This is a genomic window from Limnochorda pilosa, assembly GCF_001544015.1.
GTDB classification, from domain to species: Bacteria; Bacillota; Limnochordia; order Limnochordales; family Limnochordaceae; genus Limnochorda; species Limnochorda pilosa.
This window is the reverse complement of sequence record NZ_AP014924.1, coordinates 2,583,598-2,604,563: the sequence shown is the minus strand read 5'-3', so window position 1 is coordinate 2,604,563 and position 20,966 is coordinate 2,583,598. Positions and strand designations below refer to the sequence as shown.

Here is a 20,966-nt window from a genome sequence, read left to right as displayed (position 1 = left end):
CCGGACGCCGGCCTGCCCTCCGCACCCCGGATCGGGGCCGCGCGGGAATCAGCAACCGCAGAGGTCCCGCGCGGCCGCATGGGACGCCCTGCGTGGGTGCGTGGGGGAGGTGAAGCCGTGAACCGGAGCTGGCTCGAGCGCCACGCGTACGTCCTCTTCCTGGTGCCGGGGCTGGTGCTCTACGGGCTTTTCATGGTCTACCCGCTGGGCTCCTCGTTGGGGTACAGCTTCTTCCACTGGGACGGGCTGGTGCGGGGCTCGTTCGCGGGGCTGGAGAACTTCAGGGCGGTGCTCACCCGCTCGCCCTACCAGGAGCGTTTCTGGGGTGCGCTGGGCCACAACGCCCTCTTCTTCGTGAGCACCCTGGCCATCCAGAGCACGGTGGGGCTCGCCCTGGCCGCCCTCTTCCGGAAGAAGTGGCGGGGCTTCGGCTTCTTCCAGACGGTCTACTTCGTCCCCTACACCCTCTCCATGGTGGTGGTGGGCTTCCTCTGGCTCATGCTCCTCAATCCCACCTGGGGCGCCTTCAACCAGGCGCTGCGGGCGGTGGGGCTGGGCGGCTGGGTGCAGCCGTGGCTGGGCCAGACCGAGACCGCGCTGCCCACCATCATCCTGGTGAACGCCTGGCGGTGGCTCGGATTCCCGGTACTGGTCTTCCTGGCGGGGCTCCAGGGCATCCCCGACGAGTTCCACGAGGCGGCCACCGTTGACGGCGCCACGGGCTGGCAGGCTTTCCGCCACGTGACCCTGCCGCTCCTGGCGCCGGTGCTGGGGATGATGACCATCCTCACCTTCATCTGGGACTTCAACGCCTTCGAGCTGGTCTTCGTCATGCAGGGCTCCAGCGGCAACCCCTACTACGCGACGGATCTGCTGGGAACCTTGTTCTACCGCACCGCCTTCGGCGACTCCACCACCGGCGGCGAGCCCGGGCAGATCGGGATCGCTTCCGCCATCGCGGTCCTCATGCTCCTCCTGATCGGGGCGGTCTCGTACCTGGGCGTGCGGCAGATGCAGAAGCGGCAGGTGGAGTACTGATGCGGGCGCTGGGAGAGGCACGCGTGGAGCGGCACGGTTGGAGGGCGCTGGCACCGGGAACGGCCCGGAGCCGGGCGGCACTGGTGCGGGCGCTGGTCTACCTGGGCCTGGCGGCTCTGGCGGCCGTGTTCCTCTACCCGCTGGTGCTCATGGTCTTCACCGCCTTCAAGTCCACCCGGGAGATCTTCATGGACCCCTTCGGCCTGCCCTCGGGCTGGAGCCTGAAGCCCTTCCTGGACGTCTGGGGGCGGGCCCGCTTCAGCGTCTACTTCCGGAACTCGGTCCTGGTCACCTCGCTCTCGACGGTGGTGGTGCTGGCCTGCTCGTCCCTCTCCGCCTATGCCCTGGCCCGCTACCGCTTCCGGTTCAACGGCATGCTCTACCTTTTCTTCCTGGCGGGGATCATGATCCCCATCCGGCTGGGGGTGCTGCCCCTCTTCCTGCTCATGCGGGACCTGCACCTGCTCAACACCCACGCGTCGCTGGTGCTCACCTACGCGGCCAGCGGCATGCCCATGTCCGTCTTCCTGCTGGCGGGCTTCTTCCGCACGCTCCCCAAGGAGCTCGAGTACGCCGCCCGCATCGACGGCTGCACCGAGTTCCAGACCTTCTATCGGGTGATGCTGCCCCTGGTCCGCCCGGGGCTCGCTACCGTGACCATCGTCAACTTCGTGCCCTGGTGGAACGACTTCTTCTTCCCGCTGCTCTTCATCCAGTCCGACCACCTGAAGACGATCCCGCTGGGGATGACTGTCTTCTTCGGCCAGTACATGACCGACTGGGGGCTCCTGTTCGCCGGGATGCTCATCGCGAGCCTCCCGCTCCTGGTCGTTTACCTGGTCATGTCCCGGCAGTTCATCGCCGGCCTCACGGCGGGCGCGGTGAAGGGGTGAACGAAATGGAATAGACGTCCTCGGGTGCTGAGACGTGCTGGTCCTTGGGCATTGACTCTCTGCCTGCGCGGCGGGACGTGCGGACAACGCAGCGGCGCAGGCTGCGGTCCTGCGAGAGGACGAAACACCTACGAGCGAGGCGGAACGCGCTAGCGGTCAACCGACAAGCGACGGGCGACGAGGAGAGTTGCAGGAAAGCCCGCGAAGCTAGAGAATACACCTGGTGGGGAAAACCTACACAATGAAAGGATGTCTGCGTTGAATATTTCTTCGCACCCGTCTGCTCTCCTTAGGACCCTGATTTCAGCCGTGTTGCTCATCTCCGCCGTTAATGTCACAGGGGCGAGGGCCGAGGCAGCAAGGATCAGCATCAACTGGTGGTCTACGCCGGCATGGAGCGTGGATGGCGATGTTTATGGATGGCAGAAGCAGATGATTGCTGAGTTCGAGGCTTCTCACCCAGACGTAGAGGTGGACCTGACGCAGCTGAGTTGGGCGGATGCAACGACGAAGCTGAATACGGCGATCATGGCTCGTCGATTCCCCGATTTAGTTTCAGGCGGGCAACCAGCAACGTGGGCTCTCCAAGGCATTCTTGAACCTGTCGACCCGTATCTTTCCGATGCAGACCAAGCCGACTACTACCCCGCCGCGTTACAGAAGTACACTGTGAATGGGAGTATTTACGGATGGCCTTGGTTCACAACAACGTACGTAATCTACCTGAATCTCGACATCTTCAAGGAACGTGGCGTTCAACCGCCTGTGAACGGCAACTGGACCTGGGATGAGTTTGTGGAAAAGGCCAGGCAGCTGACCTTCAAGGGAGAAGACGGGCAGCAAGTGTATGGGTTCGGCGCAATCATGCAGCCCTGGTACTACCAGTCGTTCGGTATTCTGCTTTCCGACGGTGGTAGACTCGTCAGTGAAGACGGTAAGCGGTTCATGCTGAACACACCTGAGGGTGTGTCCGGCCTGGGGAAGCTCGTCGACCTTGTGCAGAGATACAAGGTCTCGCCCCTGGCGATGGGCTCCGTAACGGATGCCGATATGACCAAGATGTTCACTGATGGTCATCTCGCGATGCTGGCACAGGGGACGTTCTTGATTCGCTCACTCGAGAAGGCGCTTCAGGAGGGGAACGGGTTCAACTTCGGTATCGCAAACTACCCAATTGGCCAACTGGGTAGGCCCGTTTCACTGCATGAGGGTGTGGGTGGCTTCGTGGTTTTCAAACAGACCAACTCCGAAAAGCGTGATGCAGTCATGGAGTTCGCCCGGTTCATCACGAGCCCTGAGAACCAGAAAGCACTGAGCAACTACGGTGTGTTCCCAAGCCGAAAGTCCGTAGGGAACATCTATCCAAACGACGAGTACCTTGCTTGGGCGCAGCGTGAAGCGGTGCCCACCTTGGTAATACCACCGGTGGCGCCGAGTTGGCTGGAGGCCGACCGGGCTATCGTTCCATTCTTCCAGCTAGCCATTCTCGGCAATGCCCCTGCCGAGCAGGCAATGAGGGACGCTGAGACTGCCGCAAACCGGATTCTGGGCAAGTAAGCAGGTTGAAGTAGGAGCACAAGCTCAGCGAACATAGGCCTACGACGCTGGGCTGGGGTCGTAGCGACCACAGCCCAACGCCCTTGGCCTTTGCGTGAAGGGAACGATCCCACGTGGCCATGGGGAACAACACCGTTTCAGTTGCGCCGCCGACGCCGGGAACACAGACCGCCCCGCGATGGAAACGGAATGCCACGCGTGAAGCGCTTGAAGGATACCTGTTCGTCCTTCCGAAGATGCTACTCTTTGCGGCCTTCCTTGTCGCCCCCGTGGTCATGGGCGTGCGTATGGCCTTCCAGAATGTCGGGCCTCTTGAGTCGAGCTGGGTGGGATTCGACAACTTCCGGGAAATCCTGAGTGACGCAATCTTCTGGCGGGCGCTACGCAATACTGCTGTCTATACCCTGGTAACCGTACCTGGCAATGTGATGCTTGCACTTGTGCTAGCGAGCCTCATTCAACCGCTGGGCAACCGCCTGCAAACATTCTTCCGGGCCGCTTACTATTTGCCGGCGGTGGCTTCTGCCGTGGTTCTTGCGATGGCGTGGAAGTGGTTATTCGATTCGGACTATGGGCTCTTTAACTATGCTCTCTCGCTGCTGGGTCTGTCTAGGGTAGAGTGGCTTATCCTACCGAGTGTTGCCTTGTGGAGCATCATCTTGATGGCGCTTCTCTCGCCCCCCGGTTCGGGTGTGATCCTGTATCTTGCTGCAATGAACGGGATTCCCCGTGAACTCTACGAGGCGGCTGACATCGACGGAGCAACAGGTTTACAGCAGTGGTGGCGCCTTACAGTGCCACTCGTTATGCCAACCACGCTATACATCGTGGTTATGAGTACCATCGGATCGTTTCAGGTCTTCACGAGCGTATATGTGATGACCGGTGGCGGACCCGGAAACGCTACTACAACAATTGTAACGGAGATCTACAATAGTGCATTTCGGTTCTTCAACTTCGGGAAAGCCAGCGCTGAAGCTGTTCTCCTTTTCTTGATCGTGGCGGCTTTGGCAGTGCTACAGTTTCGATGGCTCTCTAAAGATATCGAGTATTAGATATCAAACATGACATGGTAGTTGACCAAGATCCTGGTCGAGGCGGTGTTGAGCCGTGACAGCGATTGGTCGATTGCGGTTCTACTTGGGAAGGACTATCGTGTTGATCATATTGACCTTGTGGGCGATCGTGGCGGTCATACCGCTGTACTGGCTCTTTTCCACGTCGTTTGTCTCCCAAGAGTCCATCCTGCGCTTTCCGCCCTCGCTATACCCCAATCCTCCCACAATGGACAACTTCGTTCGCTTAATGCAGGCAAGCCCAATCTGGCGGTGGATGCTCAACAGCACAGTTGTTGCGATCGTCGTCACGACATCAGTAGTCCTATTTGATTCTATGGCGGGGTATGCGTTTGCGAAGAAGCGTTTCCCGGGGCGGGAACCGCTCTTCTGGGTGATCATCTCCATGATGATCATTCCTGGGCAGGTTACGCTGGTTCCCATCTTTGTCATTATGAGCAGGGTTAACCTGATCGACACACTACCGGCCGTTATTCTGCCTGCCATGGCTGATGTCTTCGGCGTCTTTCTGATGCGACAGTTTATCAAAACCATCCCTTCGGAACTGGAGGATGCAGCACGTATAGACGGTGCGGGAGCGTTCACCATCTATGCCCGGATAATCGTTCCACTTGCTGCGCCGGCGCTGGCGGTGCTCGCAATCTTCACCTTCATAGGGAGCTGGAACAACTTCTTGTGGCCGCTTATCGCGCTGAATGATCCGCTTAAACTGACGCTGCCGGTGGGGATCACCACAATCCAGCAGGAGAATACGGTTGATTACGGACTCCAAATGGCTGGGGCTGCACTCGCTGCATTGCCCATGATGATCTTGTTTTTCTCCTTGCAGCGGTATTTCATCAAGGGATTGACGATTGGCGGCGTGAAGGGCTGACTTGGCGCGCTTGGTCAGGATGATGGATTCTGCGGTTTCGTGCGGCGTCGGGAGGAACGCTGGTGCAGCGCTACGGAACCGACCGGGGCGCCATCCACGCGGGCATGGTGACTATGAGTGTCGTGCCCGCGATGATCGTGTGCGGCATCTTTCAACGTCAGTTCATCACCGGGACCACCGCGGGCGCGGTCAAGGCGTGAGTGGTATGGAGCGCACAACCGGTTTGAAGGCAAGCCTCTACGCGCGGGTGATGGCGGTGACCCTGGCGGTAGCAGGAGCGGCACACTTCCCCGGGGAGGCGCGGGCGGGTGCGGCCGGTGCTCCGGTGACCGCCCGCAGGCGGCGGAGACCGTGACGGTCGCGGCCCACTCGGACCGGGAGATCGGCCCCCTGCGCCCGGAGCTCCTGGGGGTCCATGTGGCCGCCTGTACGAGACCCTCTTAAAGAACGGCGCCCCCGATCCGGGGCTCCTGCGGCGCATGCACGTGGCCGGCTTCGGCTTCCTGGTCTACCCGGGGGGAAACTACGGGACCAGCTACCGGTGGGACCGGCCCAACGTGCCCACCGAGCTCGACACGGACCGCTTCCTCGAGCTCGTCGACCGGCTGGGCGCCACGCCCAAGATCAGCGTCAACCTGAATGCCGAGCCCGAGCTGGCCGACCGCTGGATCCGCTACGTGAACGGCGAGAAGGGGGCAGGGGTCCGCTACTGGGAGCTGGGCGACGAGCTCTACTTCAGCCTGAGCGGGTCCGAGTTCGTGGAGAAGGCCCGCCGCTTCGTGCCGGCCATGAAGGCCGCGGACCCCTCCATCAAGATCATCGCCAACGTCAGCGTGGACAGGGCCGACTTCACCCGCACCGTCGTCCGGGAGGCGGGGGACCTGATCGACGTCTACTCCTTCCACTTCTTCCCGCTGCCGCCGTCGAAGGCCGTCTCGTCCAGCTCGCCCTACGAGCGGGAGAAGCCGGAGGCCTTCTCCCGGGACCTGCTTGCCTCCACGCCCAGGCTGCGCGAGCAGCTGGCCACCTTGAAGGGCTGGGTGAGGGAGCTAGCCCCGAGGCGGGAGGTGAAGTACCACGTGGGCTCCTTCACGCCCGTCTGGTGGGGCCCCGAGGGCTGGACGGTGAACGCGCTCCCCGATGCCCTCTGGGTGGCCGACGTCCTGGGCACCCTGGCGGAGCTGCAGGTGGAGGCGGCCGCCTACTGGGCCCTCCTCAACCCCTACCCGCCGGGCCAGGGCGACTTCGGCCTCTTCAGCCCTGCACGAGGCCCCGCGGTACGACGCGACCAGCGACTTCCTCCCCGATCGGGCCGTCGACGGCGACCCCACCACCCGCTGGGCCTCCCGCATCTTCAGCGACGCCGCCGAGTGGTTCCAGGTGGACCTGGGCCAGGTGCTCGCCTTCGGCCAGATCGAGCTCCACTGGGAGTACTGGGCGACCCGCTACAGCGTGGAGGTCTCCAACGACGGGGAGCGCTGGCGCGAGGTGGCCGGTCACCAGCAGGCCGAGCGGGCGAAAGAGCCGCCCCAGCCGGTGGACCGCATCTTGCTGCCGGCGCCGGTGGAAGCCCGGTACGTGCGGATCCAGATGACCCAGAGGCCCCAGACGTCGGGAGAAGCGGCCGGAACATCGACCTGGACCCCCAAGGCGTTCTCCCTCTGGGAGGTGGGGGTGTACCTCCGCTAGCGGAGGCCGGGTCGCGGCGGTAGGATCATCCGTGCCCTCGGACACGTCACCACACGGCCTTTACGAATGGGTAGGCTTGGATGCGCTCGTCCTTGGACGTGAGATCGGCCCCGAGAATGAGCGCAGTGGCGACGATGATGCGGTCTGCGGGATCCCGATGAAAGGGCTCCGGCAGCGTGACAGACCGAAACGCGATCCGGTTGTCCACCGGAACGTAGTGGATGAAAGGCAGGCTCTCGGCGTGTTGGATCCAATCGCCCACGTCCAGGGCGAGCTTGAGCCGCCCTCGCTCCACCAGCATCGCGACCTCCCAGACGCTGATGGAAGAGACGTAGACCTCGTTCTGCGAGGCGGCGTGCTCGATGCGCTCACGAGCTTCCGACGAGAGGCATTCTGGCTCACCGAGCCACCAGACCCATGCATGCGTGTCGAGGAGGATCACTCGAGGGACTCCCACGCGTCGACGTCCACGGGCTCGGTCGGCCGGTTGTACGCAAGGACGGATCCGCGCAGGATCCGAAGGACCTCATCGCTGCTGGGGACGTATGGAACGACGCGCAGGACCGGCTTGCCGCGCTCGGTGACGATGATGGGTTGGCCGGTCTCCTGCACCTTCCGAAAGTACTCCAGCGCACGCGCCTTGAACTTGGACTTGGGGATGCTTGGCTCCACGCGCGTCACCTCCCCGGCGAGAACCATGGTCATTGTACCAGGTCACACATTCGCGCGGCAAGAGAGGTTGGGTCTCCTCGATCGCCAGGGACGGGAAGGAGTCTCCGGAGTCCCAGAAAAGAAATCTTGCTGTAACCGTAGCGGACAGGGAGGTATATTCTTGCTTGTCGTGGAAGGATCAAGCAGGGGTTCCGGCGCAGGTGTGCCCGACCGGCGCGGACGACTGTCTCTCGAGGATCCGGGGCCCGTCTGAAAGGAGGAGAACGCGGTGAGACGCTTGGGTAGGTGGGTCGCCGTCGCTCTGGCCGCGGCATGGCTGGCGGGGAGCTTCGGGGTGCTTGCAGAGGCCAAGACGCGGATCGTGGTCGCAGCCCACTACGGGCAGGGGCAGAAGGACTTCCTCCTGCCCTACTTCGACGAGTACATGAAGCTCCATCCCGACGTGGAGCTGGTCTATCAGGAGCTGACCTTCGCCGACTACCTCCAGACTGTCCTGACCGCCCGCATGGCCGGGCAGGCCCCCGACGTCTACCACCTGTACTCCCTGTGGGGCGTTCAGATGCAGCAGAACGGCGTACTGGACCAGCCCCCGGCCGACGTGCAGAAGCTCGTCCGGGAGACCTACGTCCCCTCCGCGGTGGACTCGGTCACCATCGACGGCACCGTCTGGGGCATCCCCACCGAGATCAACAACTACATGCTCGTCTACAACCGGCGCCTCCTGGCCGAGGCGGGGTACAGCGAGCCGCCCGGGACCTGGGAGGAGCTGCTGAAGGTGGGCAAGGCCGTCACCCAGAAGAACGCCGAGGGGAAGATCACCCGGGCCGGCTTCGCGATCGAGCGGGGCTGGGACTCCATCGTGGTCCACCCATGGATGGCACTCCTCTACTCCGAGGGCGGCCAGCTCTTCAGCGACGACTTCAGCCAGGCGACCTTCAACTCGCCCGAGGGCGTGCGGGCCCTGGAGAAGCTGGTGGCCACCTTCGAGCAGGGCCTCACGGACCCCAACGTCTCCGTCTGGGACTTCCCCACGGGGACCATCGCCATGACCATCATGGCCCCCTGGTATGAGAACGCGCTCAAGTCCACCATGGGCGAGCGCTACCAGGAGATCGCCGTGGCACCCATCCCGCCCGGGCCGGCGGGCCTGCGGTCGGTGCAGTACACTTTCTACTGGGCGGTGGACAGCAAGAGCCGGGTGAAGAAGGAGGCGTGGGAGTTCCTCCGCTGGCTCAACGCGGCCCGGGACGGCCAGGGCTCCCGCATGGGCCAGATGCTCATCACCCTCGGCGCCATCCCGGCCAACCAGGCCGACATCGCGGCTCACCCCGACGACCTGGACGACACCTACACCAGGCCCTTCGTGGACGCACTCGCCTACTCGGTGGCCGAGCCCAACGTGGTGCAGGGTCAGGAGATCAAAATGGTGCTCATGAACTACATCCTGAAGGCGTACTACGGCGAGATGACGCCCAAGCAGGCCCTGGATGCGGCTGCCCGTGAGGTGGACGACATCCTGTTCGAGTACTACTGAGCCAGGACGCCCGCCCGTCCGTCCGGGTGGGCGGGCGTCACGCGCGGCGCGCAAGGGGGGATGGGCATGAGCACGGCACCGGTGCAGAAGGACGTGCAGTCCGATGCGGCGGCGCGCGGCCGGCTCGGGGTGGGGGTGCGGGCGGCGGCCCGCGGGCGGGCCCTGGGTGGCAAGCGCTGGGCGCCCTACCTCTTCCTGAGCCCGGCGTTGCTCTTCGGCGCCGTCTTCTTCCTGCTGCCCACCGGCTTCTCCTTCTACCTCACCTTCACAAGCTGGAACCCGCTCTCCACCCCGCGGTGGGTCGGGCTGAAGAACTTCGAGTACATCCTCACCCGGGACCCCTACTTCTGGCACACGCTCCGGAACACCTTCGTCTTCGCCCTGGGGACGGTCCTGGTGGGCACCGCGGTCGCGCTCCTGATCGCCTTCGTCTTCACCCGCAGCCGGGGCAAGTCCATCTGGCGCACCTTCTACTGGCTCCCCATGGTGACCAACGTGGTCGCCATCTCCTACATGTGGGTCTACCTCTACGACCCCGTCTACGGGGCGATCAACGCGGCGCTGCGATGGCTCGGTATCCCCGGGCCCAACTGGCTCTCGGACCCGGGCATCGCCATGCTCTCGGTGATCATCGTGGCGGTGTGGGCGGGTCTGGGCGGCCACATGCTCATCTTCTCGGCGGGTCTGGAGGGCATCGACGACCAGTTCTACGAGGCGGCGCGGGTGGACGGCACCAGCACCTGGGATGAGTTCCTTCACATCACGTTGCCTCTTTTGCGTCCCACCCTGCTCTTCGTGCTGGTCACGGGCTTCATCGGGGGGCTGAGCAACTTCGCCCTCATCATGGTGATGACAAACGGCGGTCCCATGCAGGCCACCAACGTCACCGCCAACTACATGTACCAGACGGCCTTTCAGAACCTGCGGATGGGACGGGCCGCGGCCATGGCGTACATTCTCTTCGGCTTCATCCTGCTCATCACCCTGATCCAGCTCCGGATCTTCCGGAAGGGCGGGGTGGAGTCGTACTGAGATCGGTTCCGGCTGCCGCTCGACGGAGAGCGGCGGCCCGGGAAGGGAGGCGGCTCGACGTGGCGGTGGGCAGCGGGGGGAGGCCCAGGCGGCGGCGCTGGAGCCGGGTGCTGGTCTACCTGGTGCTGGGCGCGGGGGCGGTCACCATGGCCGTGCCCTTCCTCGACATGTTCCTGGGGGCCATGAAGACGCCCGCGGAGCTCCTGGCGAGGCCGCCGGTCTGGATCCCCCGGACGCCCCAGTGGAACGTCTTCCTGGAGATCTGGTCCATGATGCCCATGGCCCGCTGGTACCTGAACAGCTTGATCGTGGCGGGCTCCATCACCGTTCTGGTGCTCCTCACCAGCAGCCTGGGCGGCCTGGCCCTGGCCAAGTACCGGTTCAAGGGCCGGGAGCTGATCTTCCGCTTCGTGCTCGTGGCCCAGATGTTCCCGCTCTTCCTCTTCCTGATCCCCAACTACATCATCATGGCCCGCTGGCCCCTGGCGGGCGGCAACGACCTCTTCGGGCAGGGGGGCTCGGGGCTGCTCGGCACCTACTTCGCCCTCATCCTCCCCTTCGCGGTCAACTGGTGGGGGATCTTCATGATGCGCCAGTTCATGGTGGGGCTGCCCGACGAGTTCATGGACGCGGCCCGCATCGACGGCTGCTCCGAGTGGCGGATCTACTGGCAGGTCATCCTGCCCATGGTGAGGCCAGCGCTGGCGACGCTGGGGATCTTCGTCTTCCTCATGTCCTGGAACGAGTTCATCTGGACCATGACGGTCACCCGGGCCGCACCCGACCTGCAGACGGTCCCCGTGGGCATCCAGCTCATGCGGGACACCTTCGACCCCACCCGCAACGCCGCCCTGAGGCGGGCGGCCCTGGCGGTGAGCACCCTTCCCGTCATGGTCCTCTTCCTCTCCCTGCAGCGGCACTACGTACGAGGGCTGGTAATGACGGGCCTGAAAGGCTGAGGAGGTAGAGCATGTCCGACGGGACGCGTCACATCATGGTGGTGGGGGCCCACGCTGGCGACGGCGAGATCATGGCGGGACTCCTGGTGGCCAAGTACACCCGGGCCGGCCACCGGGCCACCTTCGTCCACCTGACCCCTGGCGAGAAGGGCCACCCCACCCTGGCGCCCGAGGCGTACGCGGAGCAGAAGCGGCGGGAGGCGGTGGAGGTGGACCGCCGCCTGGGGGCGGAGACCGTCTTCCTGCCCTACAAGGACGCGGAGCTCCCCCTGAACGACGAGGTGAAGGTCGCCCTCTGCGACGTGATCCGCGAGCGGAGGCCCGACATCCTCGTCACCCACTGGCAGGGCAGCATCCACCCGGACCACGAGCGGGCCCACTTCATCACCGAGGGCGCCCGCTTCTTCGCCGCGCTGCCCGCCATCCAGCGGGCCCTGCCCGCGCACGGGGCTTGGGGACTCTGGTACGCGGAGAACTGGGAGGATCCCTACGGCTTCGAGATCGACACCTACGTGGACGTGAGCGACGTCTTCGATCTCTGGGTCGACGCGGTGCAGGGCTACGAGCTCTTCGGCGGCAAGGTCTCCTCCTTCCGCTACCTGGACTACTATAAGGCGCTGGCCACCCTGCGGGGGTGTCTGGCCGGCACGCGCTACGCCGTGGGGCTCATGAGCCCGCGGGGGACCAACGTGCGGAAGGAGAAGGCGGGGCTCCCCGGCTTTCCGGTGTGACCCGGGGCCGGGCCGGCCCCGAGGACCCGACGACGGCGGGCCGTGGACGAGGAGGCATACAGATGCGTGAGCAGGTGGCGGACGAGCAGGTGCGGATCCGAGCCTATCGGGGCGGCGATGAGGAGGACCTGGTGGCCCTCTGGAACCGGAGCCTGCCCCAGGATCCCATCACCCTCCAGCTCTTCACGCGCCGGGTGCTCTGCGACGCCAACTTTGACCCTGAGGGCCTGATCGTGGCCGAGCACCCGGCCGGCGGACGGGTGCTGGTGGGCTTCATGCTCACCTTGGTGCGCCGGGTCCCCATGTGGGGGGACGACCTGGAACCCGACCACGCCTGGGTCACCGTCTTCGGCGTCGATCGCGGCTGGAGGGGCCGGGGCGTGGGCCGCCGGCTCTGGGAGGCGGTGGCCGCCTTCGCCCGGGCCCGCGGGCGCCGGTACGTCTCCTTCGCCCCCTACGCGCCCAACTACTTCCTGCCCGGCATCGACCGGGAGGCGTACCCCTCGGGGGCGGCCTTCCTGGACCGCCTGGGCTTCCGGACCCTCTACCAGGCGGTGGCCATGGACCGGAGCCTGGTGGGCTACCAGGTCCCGGAAGAGGTGCGCGCCCTCCAGGCCCGGCGCGAGGCCGAGGGATACCGCTTCTCCCCCCTGGACCCGGCGCACCTGGCGGAGACGGTGTGGCTCGCGCACGAGGACTTCAACCCCGACTGGGGCCGGGTGCTGCGGGAGAGCCTGCTCCAGGGCGTGCCCATGGACCAGACGCTGATCAGCACCGACCCCTCGGGGCGGGTGGTGGGCTTCGCCATGTTCGGCGCCTACGACCACGTGAACGAGCGCTTCGGCCCCTTTGGGGTGGACGAGTCCCAACGGGGGAAGGGGTTGGGCAAGATCCTCCTCCACCTGACCATGGCCGAGATGCGGGCCCGGGGGCTCCACACCGCCTGGTTCCTCTGGACAGGCGAGACCACGCCCGCCGGCTACCTCTACATCGAAACGGGCTACCGCATCACCCGGCGCTTCGACGTGATGCGCTGCGACCTGAGGGAAGCGGGGGACGCCCCGTGAGCCGCGAGCTGGGGTCCACACCCGGGAACGCCGGCCACCGGGGCGCGGCGCGGGAGGATGCCTCCCGCGGCGGGGCCCCCCACGAGGCCGGGCCCCCGTCGCCCCGGGTGCGCGTGGGCGCCGAGGTGCTGGTGGAGGATCTGGCCGGGCGGCTTCAGGGGCGTCGGGTGGCCCTCCTAACCAACGGCGCCGCCATCGACGGCCAGGCCCGCTGGGTTGCGGAGCGGGTGGTGGAGGCCGGAGCCCGGCTGGTGGCCCTCTTCGGTCCCGAGCACGGGCTTCGGGGCGAGGCCCAGGCCGGAGTGAAGGTGGGAGACACCCGAGACCCCCGCTGGGGCGTGCCCGTCCACAGCCTCTACGGGGCGACCCACCGTCCCACCCCCGAGGCCCTGAAGGACGTGGAGCTCTTCCTCTGCGACCTGCCCGACGGCGGCAGCCGCTACTGGACCTTCATCGCGACCGCCTCGGAGGCGCTGGAGGCCTGCGGCGAGCAGGGCATCCCCTTCCTCCTGCTGGACCGGCCCAACCCCGTGGGCGGCGTCGAGGTCGAGGGGAACGTACTGGACCCCGCGTTCCGCTCGCTGGTAGGGTACCACCCCATGCCCATCCGGCACGGCCTCACCCTGGGCGAGATCCTCTCCTGGCGGGCGGCGGCGGGCCTGGGACGCGGTGCGCTGGAGGTGGTGCCGGTGCAGGGATGGCGGCGGACCTGGCGCTGGCGGGAGACGGGGCTTCCCTGGGCCTCGCCGTCGCCCAACGTCCCCAGCCCCGAGACGCTCCTCCTCTACCCGGGCACCTGCCTGGTGGAGGGGACCAACCTCTCCGAAGGGCGGGGTACGGCCCACTCCTTCCGATGGATCGGGGCGCCCTGGATCGACCCGGACCGGCTGGCCCAGGAGCTGAACGGCCGCGGCCTGCCCGGTGTTCGCTTCCGCCCCGTCTTCTTCGAGCCCACTTTCTCCAAGCACGCAGGCCACCTCTGCGCCGGGGTGGAGCCCCACGTGCTGGATCCGGAAGCGTTCAGGCCCGTGCGCACCGGCCTCCACCTGCTGGACGCGCTGCGGCGGCAGCGCCCCGAGGCCTTCGCCTGGGTGGGGGGCGAGCGCCCCTTCATCGACCTGCTGGCCGGGGGGGAGGCGCTCCGCCACCACGTGGAGGAGGGCCGGGACCCCGACGCCCTGGCCGACGCGTGGGAGTCCCAGGCCGCTGCCTTCCGCAGAGACGCAGAACCATTCCTGCTTTACGCCGACGCCGGGCGGGACGGGGGCGGGTCGCGGGCCGGTGGGGCAGGGGAGGAGGAAGGCCCGTGAGTCGCGTCGAGCCGGATCTGACCCGCTGGACCGTGGAGGAGCTGGTGGGGCAGGTGGTGATGGTGGGCTTTCCCGGCCGCACCGTGCCCGCCGCCCTGGAGGAGGCCCTTCGCGCCGGCCGCATGGGGAATGTCATCCTCTTCACCCGAAACATCGGGACGCCCCAGGAGCTGGCGGCCCTCAACGGCGCCCTGCAGGGGGCCGCCCTGGCCAGCCCGCACCGGGTGCCCCTCCTGATCGCCGCAGACCAGGAGGGCGGCAGCGTCACCCGCCTCTGGCACGGCGCCACCCGTTTCCCGGGAAACATGGCCCTGGGGGCGGCAGCCGATCCGGACCTGGCCTACCGGGTGGGCCGGGCCATGGGGCGGGAGCTGGCCGCGGTGGGCATCACCCTGGACCTGGCCCCCGTGCTGGACGTGAACAACAACCCGGCCAACCCCGTCATCGGCGTCCGCTCCTTCGGCGAGGACCCCGAGCGGGTGGCCGAGCTGGGCGCCGCTTGGCTGCGGGGGCTTCAGTCTGCCGGGGTGGCCGCCTGCGCCAAGCACTTCCCCGGCCACGGCGACACGGCCGTTGACTCGCACCTGGCCCTGCCCGTGGTGCCCCACGACCGGGTGCGCCTGGAGGCGGTGGAGCTGAGGCCCTTCCGCCGGGCGGTGGAGGCCGGGGCCTTCTCGGTGATGACGGCCCACGTCCACTTCCCGGCCGTGGAGCCCGAGCCCGGGAGGCCGGCGACCCTCTCCCGCCGGGTCCTCCAGGGGCTCCTGCGGGAGGATCTGGGCTTCCAGGGCGTCCTCATCACCGACTGCTTGGAGATGAAGGCCATCGCCGGCGGGGTGGGGACTGTGGAGGGCGCGGTGCAGGCCCTGGACGCAGGGGCGGACCTGATCCTGGTGAGCCACACCTGGGAGCTGCAGCAGGCGGCGGTGGACGCCCTCCGTACCGCCGTGGAGCGGGGGCGAATCCCCCGCCGGCGCGTGGAGGAGGCGGCAGGCCGTGTGCTGGCCCTGAAGGAGCGGATTGGCCTCCTCTCCGGCGGGGCCCCGGTGGCGGAGCGCCTCGAGCCGCACCCGGAGCGGGTGGGCCTGGCCGAGGCCCGGAGCGTGGCCGAGGAGGCGGGCCGCCGGGCGGTCACCGTGGTGTGTGGGGCAGAGCACCTGCCCCTGGACCCGGCCCTGGCGCCCCGCACCCTGGTGGTGGAGGTCTCCGACGCGCCCAGAGGCAACGCCGAGGATCCGGTTCCCGCGCGGGCGAGCCTGGCTGAGGCCCTGGCCCGGCGCCTGCCGGGGGTGGAGGCGCGCCGCCTGGCCCCCGCCGAGGTCGACGGGGCTTGTCCTGAGCTGACCGCTCGGGCCCGCGAGGCCGCCCAGGTCGTGGTGGCGGTCCGCAACGCGGTCCGTTCCGAGCCCCAGCGGCGTCTGGTGCAGGAACTCGCCGGCGCGGCGCCCAACCTGGTGGGGGTGGCACTCCTCAGCCCCTACGACGTGCCCCTCTTCCCCCAGGTGAAGACGTGGGTGGCCACCTACTCGGACCAGCCGGCCTCGGTGGAGGCGGCGGCTCAGGTGCTGGCCGGGTGGCTGCAGGCCACCGGCCGGCCTCCCGTGCGGCTCACCGCCGTGTGAGCCGGCGGCAGGCGGCACGGCGGTACGGCAGTTCAACTCTTGAGGAGGCGAGCCCTTGAGCGAGCGAACCCTTGGGCGGACGGGCCTGAGGATCTCGGCCCTCTGTCTGGGATGCTGGCGCTTCGGCGCCGAGACCGACGCTGAGACCGCCACCGCTGTCATCCACCACGCCGTGGACCGGGGCGTCTTCTTCATCGACACGGCCAGCATCGACAGCCGCGGGGTCTCCGGTGGAGGCGATCTCCTCTGCCGAGGCGTGAGGTGAAGCAGCTCGAGGTGAAGCGGCCCGAGGTGAGACGGCCTGAGGTGGGGGGCCGGGAGGCGGGGCGCGAGGCACGCCGCCCCCTGGTGGTGGCGGTGGACGGGGGCGGCAGCCGCACCCGGCTCTGGGTGCTGGATCCGGAAGGCCGCCTCCTGGGCCGGGGTGAGGCGGGCTCCTCCAACCTGACCGCGGCCGGGGTGGAGGTGGCTGCCCGGGCGGTGACCGAGGCGGCGGAGCGCGCAGGCCTCCGTTCCGCCGGCCCGGGCGAATCCCTGGAGCCTGCGGGACCGGCGTCGCCGGGCACGACGGGTGCCCGCGGAGGCACCGGTTGGCTCGACGGACCCGTGGCGGTGGTCGCCCTGGCCCTGGCCGGTGCGGACCGGGAGCCCGAGGCGGGCCGGATGCGCGCCCGGGTGGAGGGACTCTTCCCCGGATCCAGCGTGGAGCTGGTGCACGACGGCGTTGGTGCCCTGCTGGCCGGCACCCTGGGCGGGCCGGGCCTCCTCCTGCTCGCGGGCACGGGCTCCCTGGCCCTGGCGCTGGGCCCTGAAGGTCAGGAGGTGCGCGCCGGCGGCTGGGGCTACCTGCTGGGCGACGAGGGAAGTGGCTACTGGATCGGGCGCGAGGCGATCCGGGCCGCCCTGCGGGCCCACGACGGACGCGGCCCCGCCACCGGGCTCACAACCGTACTTCGGGAGGCCGCCGGCCTAGAAGACGTGACCGCATTGGTGGGGCCGGTCCACCGGGGCGAGCGGGACCGGGGATGGATCGCCCGTCTGGCCCGCCCCGTGGTGGAGGCGGCGGATGCCGGGGACACGGTGGCCGCACGGATCCTGGACGACGCGGCGGGCGAGCTCGCGCTCCTGGTGCGGGCGGTGCTCGAGCGGGCCGCCTTCCTGGCCCCGCTGGAGACCGTGCCCGTGGTGGCCGCCGGTGGGCTCTTCCGCCTGGGGCCGTCGTGGGGGCGGCGGGTGGCGGGCGCCCTGGCCCGGGAGGCGCCCCGGGCCCGCCTGGCCGAGAGGGTGCAGGACCCCGTGGTGGGCGCCGCCTACCTGGCCCTCCGGCGGTTCCACGGCGAGCTCCCGGAAGAGGTGATCGAGCGCCTGCACACCCTCCGCCAGGGTGGACAGGGCGGGCGCCGGGCTCCGGCCGGCGGCGGGCTCCTTCAGCCCGTGTAGACGCCGGTGGCCTGAAGGAGCCGGACGGCCAAGTTCCGCACCCCGTCGCCCATCACCCGGGTGCGGAAGGCCAGGGTCGCCTCCAGCATCCCCCGGAGCCGCTCCCGTTCCCGGCGGGCGGTCGCGAGGCGGTCCGGCGGTTCGGCCGGGCTCCCCTCCTCGCCTCCGCCCTGGAGGATCGGCGCCCAGATCGCCTGCACCACCGCCTCCACCAGCCGCAGGGCCTGGAGCCCCGCCTCCGCCCAGCGACCGTACTCCTCGAGCCATGGCTCGAGCTCCTGCCGGGCGGCTTCGGGCAGGGCGGATCGGAGCAGCTCCCGCTCCCGCAGGGTACGGCGGAAGAGCCCTTCCACCTCCGAGGCCAGCGCCATCCGCTCCTCCATGGGCGCCCGGAGGAAGCGGGCGATGGGCTCGGCGTACGCCTCCGGCGGCTCGGGGTGAAGGGGGCTCTCCAGGTTGGCCTCGGCGAAGTGGAGGAGCGCGGCCGCCAGCGGTTCGGGGTCGCGGGAGAGGCTCTCGGCCACGGACCGCCAGGCCCGCTCCCAGGCGGCACGGGCGTCGTACTCGGAGGGGCGGGCGAGGTACGGGGCGATCGCCCCCAGGACCCAGCGGGACGCCTCGAACTGGGGCATGGGGTTGAGCACCACACCCGAGGCCGCCTCGGCCAGGCCCGGGTCCCGGCCCGTGTAGGGGCCGATGTGGAGCTCGGGCGCCATCATCCCGTCGTTGACGGGGTAGTTGTCCCAGTAGAGGGGTCGGCGGCGGAGCACCTCGCCCACCGCCCGGGTGTGCCCGGCCGTCAGCTCCCGCGAGCAGACGTGGGGACCCGTCCAGAAGACCTCCACCTCTGGGTCCAGCAGCTCGCCCAGCCGGCGGAGGTACGGCGAGTCGGGATCCCCGTGGTACTGGGTGGGGCAGAAGAGGAGGCGGGAGGCGGGCAAGCCCGAGCCGGCGTCCGGTGCCGGAACCGCGGCCCGGATCCGCTCCAGCAGCCGGGCCGTCACGTGGGCCTGTGCGTCGGCAGGTGAGGCGAAGCGGGCCTGATCCTCGGGGTGGCTGAGGCCGGGAGCGATGTCGTCGAAGAAGAGGCCGAAGTGGCTCACCCCCGCCGCCGCCAGCGGCTCGACCTTCCGCCAGAGCAGGTCCACCTCGGCCCCGTCGGCGTGGCGCAGGGAGAGGCCGGGGCTGATGGCGAAGCAGAACGCGACCCCCGCCGAGCGGGCCCGCTCCACCAGCTCCCGCAGCTCGGCCAGCTTCTCGGGCGGGTACGGCTCCCGCCAGCGCTCCCGATGGTAGGGGTCGTCCTTGGGGGCGTAAACGTAGAGGTTGTAGCCGTGGTCGGCCAGGAAGTCCAGGAGCGACAGGCGTTGGGCGTGGGTCCAGGGCGGGCCGTAGAAGCCCTCGATCACGCCCCGGATGGCGAAGCCGGTGGACATGGGACGATCACCCTTCCTCGGCGCAGGCCGTGTGGGTATCTGGTCCGGCGGGCAGGGCAGGGAACCATGCGAGCCTGCCCCGCCGGCCGGGAGGAGGCACCATCGTGAACGATTCCACCCAGCAGGACACCACCCGGGCGGGCTCAGCCCTCGAGGGCCCCCGCACCGTGCGACCCGACGAGCTCCCCGCGGTGGTGGAGCTGGTCAACCAGGTCTTCTGCGTGGCCACGGGCCGTCCGCCCACCATGGGCGAGCAGTTCCCCCAACTCTTTTCCCCCGAGAACGCGGACAACCTCTTCGTCTTCACGGACCGGGGGCGCCCCGTCTCCCACGTGGGGCTCTGGATGGGAGGCATGGACGTTCACGGGCTCCGGCTGCCCACGGCCTCCATGGGCTCGGTCTGTACCCTGCCCGAGGCCCGCTCCCAGGGCCTGGCCGACCGCCTGGTGCAGCTCAGCCTGGAGCGGGCGCGCGCCGAGGGCCGGCCCCTGGTCTTCATCTCCGGTGCGCGAAGCCTCTACCGCCGCAACGGTGCCCACCCGGCCGGCCGCTTCCGGCGCCTCCACCTGAGCGCGGCGGACGTACCGGCGGGCGGCACCGCTCCCGCGGACGGCTCGTCCTCGGTACCGCCAGGCCCGGCGAGCCTGCCCGTGACCCTCCGGCCCACCCGGATCCCCGCGGATGTCCCCATCCTGGCCGCCCTCCACCAGCAGGAGCCGGTGCGCTGGCACCGGGCCCTGGACGATTGGCCGGCGCTGGTGAAGGCCGCGGGCTTCGCCACCGTGCTCCTCCTTCGCCAGGAGATCTGGCTGGTGGAGGTGGGCACAGAGCCCGCGGCCTGCTGGGTGACGGGGTCCGGCCCATCCATGCCCGGGGACCTGATGGCCCTGGAGTTCTTCGGGAGCCGACCGGCCCTGGCCGCGAGCCTGCCGCACCTCTTCCGGGCGGCCGAGGCGGAGCGCCTCCACGTGCCCGTGCTGGAGGGCGATCCCCTCGTCCACGCGCTGGCGGCCGCCGGCTGGGTCGTGCCGGACGCCCCGGTGGAGGCGCTGCCCGGCACCGTGGTCGTGACCGACTGGCCGCTGCTTTGGCGCCTCCTGGCGCCGTACCGGGAGGAACGGCTGCCCGCCCGCTGGGCCCGGGCACGGGCCTTCGTGAGCGGCGAAGCCGGGGGCCCTGCCGGAGCGGAGGGCACTGTGGAGGAGCGGGCGCGGCGCTACGGCCTCAAGACGCCCGACGGCGAGACGTGGGAGGTGGAGGGCGAGGAGGCCCTGGTGCGGGCGCTCTTCGGGGCGGGGGTCGCGGCGGGCGGCGACCTCGTGCCGGCCGGCCACCCGCTGGCCGGGGCGCTCCCCATCCGGCTTCCGTGGCCGCAGGGGTTGAACTATGTCTAGGCGGGGCGGGGGCCGGTTGGAGGCGGTCGGGGCCGGCTCGCGCGCGTGTGAAATGAACGTCCCAGCGTTAACGTTATCGCGCACCCGATGATGCGCGCTAGCGCACGAAAGCGGCTACCGGTGGGATTCCCGTTGAGCGAGGGTGGACGCGACGCGTTAACGGCTGACCGTTGACTTCACACGCGTCGAGAGGGACCGCGCTGCCTCTTCCTTGCGGTGGGGAGAACGGTGTCCACCAGCGTGAGAAACCTTCGCCGAAGGATCCCCGTTGCCGGATCGGCGCGGTCCGTATATCATGTTCACAAGTCGGAAAAGGAGGGATTCGCCATGAGCCTGTTTGTCGTCCGGCACCAGCACGCCGCAGAGACGTGCCCCGCCAGAGATCCCCGGATGGGGGCGATGTTGCTTGATCACTTGTCGCCTGCGAACGCCGAGCGGTTCGGCATCCGGATTCACGGGGACGGCGTCCTCGACGGCCAGCACACCCTTTACCTCATCCTGGACGCCCCGAGTGAGGGCAGGGTGAACGAGTTCATGCAGCCCTTCGCCCAGGCGGGCAGCCTCGAGGTCTGGCCGGCCTCGGCTTGCGAAACGGTGGTGGAACGCGGGGGATGCGGTTGAGAACGGGCTCTCCGCCCTGGT

21 protein-coding genes are annotated in these 20,966 nt (G+C 68.4%); 18 read left to right on the top strand and 3 right to left on the bottom strand.

Annotation, left to right across the window (positions count from 1 at the left end):
• Positions 1 to 117 precede the first annotated feature (117 nt).
• The 7 genes from LIP_RS11445 to LIP_RS20600 all read left to right on the top strand — a co-directional run bounded on the left by LIP_RS11445 (position 118) and on the right by LIP_RS20600 (position 7,127).
• The gene (locus LIP_RS11445) at positions 118 to 1,038 is read left to right on the top strand and encodes a carbohydrate ABC transporter permease (RefSeq protein ID WP_198409520.1); all 921 of its coding nucleotides are present in this window, start codon (positions 118 to 120) and stop codon (positions 1,036 to 1,038) included.
• Entirely contained in the window at positions 1,038 to 1,931 is an 894-nt protein-coding gene (locus LIP_RS11440) for a carbohydrate ABC transporter permease (protein WP_082726240.1), read from the top strand. The genes LIP_RS11445 and LIP_RS11440 overlap by 1 nt, the downstream gene beginning before the upstream one ends.
• 309 nt (positions 1,932 to 2,240) lie before the next feature.
• The gene (locus LIP_RS17955; RefSeq protein WP_158509666.1) at positions 2,241 to 3,488 is read left to right on the top strand and encodes an ABC transporter substrate-binding protein; all 1,248 of its coding nucleotides are present in this window, start codon (positions 2,241 to 2,243) and stop codon (positions 3,486 to 3,488) included.
• Between the two features lie 119 nt (positions 3,489 to 3,607).
• Complete coding sequence (locus LIP_RS11430) at positions 3,608 to 4,543, top strand: carbohydrate ABC transporter permease (protein WP_082726638.1); 936 nt, start codon at positions 3,608 to 3,610, stop codon at positions 4,541 to 4,543.
• 100 nt (positions 4,544 to 4,643) lie between these two features.
• On the top strand, positions 4,644 to 5,438 hold the full coding sequence (locus tag LIP_RS11425; RefSeq protein ID WP_198409518.1) for a carbohydrate ABC transporter permease: 795 nt from the start codon (positions 4,644 to 4,646) through the stop codon (positions 5,436 to 5,438).
• Between the two features lie 62 nt (positions 5,439 to 5,500).
• Positions 5,501 to 5,638, top strand: a complete 138-nt coding sequence (locus tag LIP_RS18985; RefSeq protein ID WP_158509665.1) for a hypothetical protein — start codon at positions 5,501 to 5,503, stop codon at positions 5,636 to 5,638.
• Between the two features lie 940 nt (positions 5,639 to 6,578).
• Positions 6,579 to 7,127: a discoidin domain-containing protein gene (locus LIP_RS20600; protein WP_082726238.1), complete on the top strand. Its 549-nt coding sequence runs from the start codon at positions 6,579 to 6,581 to the stop codon at positions 7,125 to 7,127.
• A gap of 46 nt (positions 7,128 to 7,173) precedes the next feature.
• Here the strand turns inward: LIP_RS20600 and LIP_RS11415 are convergent, their stop codons facing one another.
• A complete protein-coding gene (locus LIP_RS11415; protein WP_068138419.1) occupies positions 7,174 to 7,569 on the bottom strand; it encodes a type II toxin-antitoxin system VapC family toxin in 396 nt (131 codons plus the stop codon).
• Positions 7,566 to 7,799: a type II toxin-antitoxin system Phd/YefM family antitoxin gene (locus tag LIP_RS11410; RefSeq protein WP_198409517.1), complete on the bottom strand. Its 234-nt coding sequence runs from the start codon at positions 7,797 to 7,799 to the stop codon at positions 7,566 to 7,568. The genes LIP_RS11415 and LIP_RS11410 overlap by 4 nt, the downstream gene beginning before the upstream one ends.
• Before the next feature lie 268 nt (positions 7,800 to 8,067).
• Here LIP_RS11410 and LIP_RS11405 point away from each other — a divergent pair, with 268 nt between their 5' ends.
• The 9 genes from LIP_RS11405 (at position 8,068) to LIP_RS20060 (ending at position 17,494) form a co-directional block, all read left to right on the top strand.
• Positions 8,068 to 9,333: an extracellular solute-binding protein gene (locus LIP_RS11405; protein ID WP_068138416.1), complete on the top strand. Its 1,266-nt coding sequence runs from the start codon at positions 8,068 to 8,070 to the stop codon at positions 9,331 to 9,333.
• 66 nt (positions 9,334 to 9,399) lie between these two features.
• Positions 9,400 to 10,365: a carbohydrate ABC transporter permease gene (locus tag LIP_RS11400; protein ID WP_082726237.1), complete on the top strand. Its 966-nt coding sequence runs from the start codon at positions 9,400 to 9,402 to the stop codon at positions 10,363 to 10,365.
• Positions 10,366 to 10,424: 59 nt separating this feature from the next.
• Complete coding sequence (locus LIP_RS11395; protein WP_198409516.1) at positions 10,425 to 11,324, top strand: carbohydrate ABC transporter permease; 900 nt, start codon at positions 10,425 to 10,427, stop codon at positions 11,322 to 11,324.
• A gap of 11 nt (positions 11,325 to 11,335) precedes the next feature.
• Positions 11,336 to 12,055 (top strand): PIG-L deacetylase family protein, encoded by a 720-nt coding sequence (locus tag LIP_RS11390; protein WP_068138413.1) that lies wholly within the window; start codon positions 11,336 to 11,338, stop codon positions 12,053 to 12,055.
• A gap of 62 nt (positions 12,056 to 12,117) precedes the next feature.
• Positions 12,118 to 13,122 carry a GNAT family N-acetyltransferase gene (locus LIP_RS11385; RefSeq protein WP_068138410.1) on the top strand — a complete coding sequence of 335 codons (1,005 nt, stop codon included), beginning with the start codon at positions 12,118 to 12,120 and terminating at the stop codon, positions 13,120 to 13,122.
• On the top strand, positions 13,119 to 14,432 hold the full coding sequence (locus LIP_RS11380; protein WP_068138408.1) for an exo-beta-N-acetylmuramidase NamZ family protein: 1,314 nt from the start codon (positions 13,119 to 13,121) through the stop codon (positions 14,430 to 14,432). Before LIP_RS11385 ends, LIP_RS11380 begins: the two co-directional genes overlap by 4 nt.
• Positions 14,429 to 16,054, top strand: a complete 1,626-nt coding sequence (gene nagZ, locus LIP_RS11375; protein WP_068138404.1) for a beta-N-acetylhexosaminidase — start codon at positions 14,429 to 14,431, stop codon at positions 16,052 to 16,054. The genes LIP_RS11380 and nagZ overlap by 4 nt, the downstream gene beginning before the upstream one ends.
• Positions 16,055 to 16,109: 55 nt before the next feature.
• Positions 16,110 to 16,319, top strand: a complete 210-nt coding sequence (locus LIP_RS11370) for an aldo/keto reductase (protein WP_068138401.1) — start codon at positions 16,110 to 16,112, stop codon at positions 16,317 to 16,319.
• Positions 16,316 to 17,494, top strand: a complete 1,179-nt coding sequence (locus LIP_RS20060) for an N-acetylglucosamine kinase (RefSeq protein ID WP_068138398.1) — start codon at positions 16,316 to 16,318, stop codon at positions 17,492 to 17,494. The genes LIP_RS11370 and LIP_RS20060 overlap by 4 nt, the downstream gene beginning before the upstream one ends.
• Here the strand turns inward: LIP_RS20060 and LIP_RS11360 are convergent.
• On the bottom strand, positions 17,482 to 18,930 hold the full coding sequence (locus tag LIP_RS11360; RefSeq protein WP_068138395.1) for a protein O-GlcNAcase: 1,449 nt from the start codon (positions 18,928 to 18,930) through the stop codon (positions 17,482 to 17,484). The two genes, LIP_RS20060 and LIP_RS11360, sit on opposite strands and share 13 nt — an antisense overlap.
• Positions 18,931 to 19,034: 104 nt before the next feature.
• Here LIP_RS11360 and LIP_RS20055 point away from each other — a divergent pair, with 104 nt between their 5' ends.
• Both LIP_RS20055 and LIP_RS11350 read left to right on the top strand, forming a co-directional pair.
• Complete coding sequence (locus LIP_RS20055) at positions 19,035 to 20,324, top strand: GNAT family N-acetyltransferase (RefSeq protein ID WP_068138392.1); 1,290 nt, start codon at positions 19,035 to 19,037, stop codon at positions 20,322 to 20,324.
• Between the two features lie 327 nt (positions 20,325 to 20,651).
• A complete protein-coding gene (locus LIP_RS11350; protein ID WP_068138389.1) occupies positions 20,652 to 20,945 on the top strand; it encodes a DUF3303 family protein in 294 nt (97 codons plus the stop codon).
• Positions 20,946 to 20,966: the final 21 nt, after the last annotated feature.